Source organism: uncultured Gardnerella sp. (genome assembly GCF_947280595.1).
In the GTDB taxonomy this organism is placed as follows: Bacteria; Actinomycetota; Actinomycetes; order Actinomycetales; family Bifidobacteriaceae; genus Bifidobacterium; species Bifidobacterium vaginale_A.
On record NZ_CAMYOS010000033.1, the window covers coordinates 1 to 5530 of the forward strand.

At 35.3% G+C, this 5530-nt stretch carries 1 protein-coding gene; it reads right to left on the reverse strand.

Translation table 11 applies throughout. The features are described 5' to 3' along the window. Window positions 1–5144: S8 family serine peptidase (locus tag Q0X59_RS06065; RefSeq protein WP_297643913.1), on the reverse strand; the 5144-nt coding region annotated here is incomplete at its 3' end. Window positions 5145–5530 lie beyond the last annotated feature (386 nt).

A 5530-nucleotide genomic window follows, 5' to 3' on the forward strand; every position in this document is an offset into this window, starting at 1 on the left:
TTTGCACCAACAACAAGATTACCCTTAACAGACTTATCAAGACTCGAAACAGACTTAGGAGCTTCAGGCGCTTCTACAGAAGAAGATGGAGGCTCTAAGTGATCAACCACAATTACTTTTGAAATAGTATCGCTACTATTACCAGTATCAGTTGTGATATTACCTGCATAATCAACTGCTTCTACTTTAATAGTATGTTTACCATTAGTTAAATCAGAAGTTGGAATATCAAAATCAAACTCTGTTTTATCTGGCTTATCTGCAGAAACATTACTCTCACTATTATTATCTGAATCTGCATCAGTAAGAGTATCTTCAATACTCTTAGAAACAAGTTTATTTTCGCTAGAAGCAACAACGTTACCATCAACATATACTTTTACAAGTTTGAGATTATCATCCTTAACTTTCACTTTGATGGATCTATTATCTTTAATAGTTTCATTGCTTTCTACGCCAATATTAACTTTAGGATTCAACTTATCAACAACTACAGGTATGAATGTTTGCAAAGATGAAGCGGTTGTATTATTCACTTCTACATGAATAATATCCTTATCTTTTACATCAAACTTCCTATTGAATGAAGATTCGTTTACTTTTTCTCCTCCACCATCTGTTGAGAAGAATTCGCTAACTATATTGCCGTTTATAAGCAGAGAATATCCAAAGCTATCTTGACTCATAGAACCTTCGAAGTCTACAGAATCTTGATTTGTAAACAACGTATTTCCGTAAAGCTTAGGAGTACTAAACACAGCCTTAGCCGGATTTACATCAAAGTAGAATCTTGTTTTAGTATCAAGGAAGCTTCTCTCAGATTCCTCAGTTGATCCTTCTTTCTTAACTTTTTCTTTAAGTTGCATACGGAAATCATTTATTCCAACATGCATAGGAAGAGTCACACTAAAACGACCATCTTTGATTACAGCAACAATAGGATCTTTCAATTTCATATGACCGTCAACTACTTCAGCAGAAGGAGTGAACACTATGTTTGAAATCTTAGGTCCAACTCTACCTGTTACTGTAAAGGAACTACCACTTATATTAGGATTTGGTTTACCATCTTTCAAATTTGGTTGAATTATATAAGTGTTCATTCCCTCAAACTTATTTGCAGACTCCTTATCTATTTCAAAGTCATAATCCTTGCTGAATATCCTATGAACCTCCTCATCAAACTTATCTACTGGCTTCGTACGACCTTCTAAAGCAAACACTTTAGAAGAATCATTCGCGCCATCAGATGCAGTTAGAGTAACAGTATAAGCAGAAGCATCAGGCTTGATCGTAACTTCGAACGAACCATCATCATTAAGCTTTACATCATCAGGATCTACATCTCCAGAAGAAGAACCGCTACCAACAGAAACACCGCCATCAGGAGTTTGAGCTGTTTTAACATAATCCAAATGCATCGAAAGCTTGTCACCTTTATCGTCAGTAACTTTACCTTTAATAGTAACTTCGCCGTTTTCTTTAACATCGAGATTATTATTATTGTTCAAATTAGTTACTGTTATATTTGGAGCATGAGCATTGAAAGTTACATCAACTTCATCACTGTCAATTGAGGAACCTGCAGAGTTTAAACCTGTAACAACAATGTGATTAACACCGTTTTCAAGAGGAATAAAAGCTGCAAAAGCTGATTTATCTTTGAAGAATTTCTTATGCTCATCATCAACAGTTACAGTCTTATTCCCATTATCTTTATAAGTAACTGAAACCTTAATATCTTTCACATCATCGGAAGCATAACCGCCTATATGAAGATAAAGATTATCGTCACCAGCAAATTTAGACATGAACCTAATTGCCATAGTCTTACTTGCAAGCTTAGAAGCACCATTTATAACAACATCTTTAGAATCTGTAGAATCCTTGAAGATCTTATAAACATAGCCACTACTATTTTCAGCAGAATCCTTAGTTGAGACATAAAGGAATTTAGCATCAGAGCCAATATGAACCTTATAAGTATGCTTTGTTGCAGGATTAGAAGGATCAAAGTTTAACTTACAAGCGCCTTTTTCATCTTTTTCCTGGCATGTTTTATCTACATTTCTAACTGCAGCCCATTTGCCATTTATATGAACATCAGGCACATAAGTTTCACTCAAATCGTCCACAACAGTAATAATCACATCACCATTAGAGTCACGATCAGAAACCTTAATCTTAGGAGCTTTTGTATCAAGACCAACCTTCATAGTGTAGGTTTGGAAACGATCAGAATTCTTAGATAATTTAGCTGTAACCTTATACGTATATATTCCATCAGGAGCAGTTACTTCTTTACCGGTTTTAGGATCGTATTCACTACCATCCCATTCACCAGTTGAACTCTCATTACCATGAGCGCTCCCTTTAAGACTCCTATAATAGCTACGGCTAACATAATTATCATAACCTAAGTCTTTAATTAACTTGCCTTTAGCATCATATATAGAATACTTAACTTCTTCAGCACTACGGAACATCATTAAAGATGGGATAATAGTGTCTAAAAGCTCATCTTTGTTAGGAGAGAACGAACCTAATTTAGTAGCTTCACCTTCACGATTCACTTTTACTTTATTAGTATTGCTTACTGCAGAAACAAGAGTTGTACTTGCCTTAACATCGGAAGAGTACTCATTGTTTGGATCAACAAGAATCGGTTCTTTATTCCAATCTCCCACAAAACCAAGATATGGCACTGAAAGACTTGGCTGATTAGAATCTTTTGATTCAAATCGAATATAACCTTCAATATAGTGATCTTTACTAGTATTTGGTTTAAGCTTGAATTCAACTGTTGCAACACTATTAGCTTTTACTAAAATACTGCCATTGCAATTTTGAGGAGTTAAATTCTCATTACTTATATTTGTAACAGTATCTTTATTAGCTTCATTAGATTCATTTAATACTTTTTCAGTTGGAACGTTGAAAGTTAAATCTTTGCTTCCATAATTATGCAAATTGACTGTAATAGTTCGTTCACCATTAACTTCACGAAGAGGTACATAAGATTCATCATTTACAGTTGCAATAACATTAGTATCCATAGCTTTGTCAACTTGCGCTAAACCAGCACCAATTTGACGAGGAGCATATGGAACACCATCATCTTTACCATTAGATGTAAGAATCTTAGCTGTATTCATCAATGCTTGAGTTGCTCTTTTTACTCGATCTTTTGCAGAAAGCTTCGGGAAACGATTCTTATAATATTGCACCATAAGAGCAGAAAGACCGGAAATATTTGGAGCAGCCATGGAAGTACCAGACATATTCACATAATTGCCTGTACCGTTCTGAGTAGAGAATACATTTCCACCAATTCCAGCAATATGAGGCTTAAAATCAAGTTCTGGCGTTGGACCCCAAGAAGTGAATCCTGAAGGATGCATGCTGTCAGGATTTGGAGCGCTTACATAATTATTGCTGAAAGAAATCTTAACTTTCTTATTTTGTTTAAGCTCATCAAGCATTTTCAACGCGTCAGAACGTCTAATCGATACTCCAAATTTTTTACCAAATCCTTCAATACCAGCCATACCAAGGAATTGTTCTGTACCTTTATCATTATTGTAAACAAGTATGCCTGCTGCACCAGCTTCAAAAGCATGCTTAAATTTTGTAGCAAAATTGATTTTACCACGCTCAACTAATACGTATTTACCGTGAACGTTTAGACCATCATACTCATCCATATCAGGATCGTCAGAATCATCATCGTACGATCTTCCGTATCCTACAGAAACAACTTCGCGCTCCTGTCCATCAGGTTTACCAGTCGCTAACCTATAAAGTATATCTGTACCTTTATCGGAACCATCTGCTTTATAAGTAGCTTTTTTCTCTGTCATAATGGAATTTTCAACAGATGCTACGCTAAAAGCTTCAGGGAACGCAGAAGGAGTTCCAAGAGTTGCATCATCTAACTTTCCTAAAACATCATCTATTTCACCGTTAGATGAGAAATTCAAACCAGAGTTTCCAGCTGAAACAACTGGAAGAACTCCAGCATCTCTAGCTTTCTTCAACGCTAGACCTGTAATATTTGAAGCTCCACTAAAACCATTGGTTGAACCAAGAGACATGTTTATAACATCAGCACCAAGCTCAACGGATTTTTCAACAGCAGCAGCTATATCAGCGTCATCCGCACCGCCAGCTCTACTAGCTTCATTAGAAAACACTTTCATAGCAAGCAACTGTGCGTTTGGAGCAACACCATCAACACGCCAATTATCTTTAGCTAATTTATTTCCTTCATCTCCATTAGCAGCAACAATTCCAGCTACGTGCATGCCATGCTGTTCTTCACTAATGTCATCTCTAACGTTATTGTTTTGATCTGCAAAATTATAACCGTCAGGCACTTTATCTGTAAAACCTGGCTTTGGTTGCATTTTAATATGAGCTTTTGCGCTTAAATCAAGCTTCATATCTGGCTGATTCATATCAATACCGGTATCAATAATTGAAACTAACATACCGGTACCGTCAAGCTTATATTTCTTAAACGCTTCAGACACTCCTTGAAGAACACGCGCATTATTTTCCATAGTATGGAATTTACGTGCTTTATGAGCAGATTCGACTTCTGGCTCTTTTCTAAGCTCTAAAACGAGATTCTGAGGCATTGTAACTTCAAATGCGTTCACCAAATATCCAAGCTGGCGACGAACTTTCATTTGATACTTTTCACACCATTTAGATAGTAGCTTATTTTGCTGAGCCATACGAGCAGAAGCAACACCCTTCCCTATGCCACTTTTACCCTTAAGTGTAACTATAACATTCACTTCTTTTTTAGAATTGAAGTCGAATTCATTTTTATATGCTTTTTTATAATCTTCTATTGCTTTTTCAAGTATTGAACCTTTAGGAACATCATCAGAATTCTTATGATTTTCAGAAAAAGCCTTAATAGCTTTTTTAATCTCAGCTTCTGTTGGTACGTGACCTTTTTGCGCAGCGTCACTAAGCAATTTATTTGCGTCAACAGAAGTAGATTTTTCGCCATTGTTTACATCTGCAACTGTTTGCGCAAAAGCAGGAACTGCAGAAAACGGCACGAGCAATGTTGCTGCAGCAATACCTAATGCTGCTAACCGAGTTAGGTATGACGTTCTAGTGAACTTCACAACAATCTCCTCTCGAATGAATATGAACATATCCCCCAAACGACTAAAGCGCAGAAGAAATATTGTTGGAAACTCTATCACTATTTATGTAATAAAAATCTTTGATTTAACAGCATAAAAGCAGTATTAAAACAGAAAAAAATTATCTACCATACTAAAAAATGGCATAATAAAGCCAATACCCCCCCCCATTGAATAAACTTAATTAACATCGAAAATATTTTTATTTAACATTTAATTTACATACATAATTCGTAAAAATTCCTAAAAATTTAATATTAAATAATGCTTATATTTACAAATCATAAAATTGATTAACTAAGCAATAGCTAAAAACAATTGATAATTAAATAAAACAAACTAATAATTAAATAAAACAAAAATGC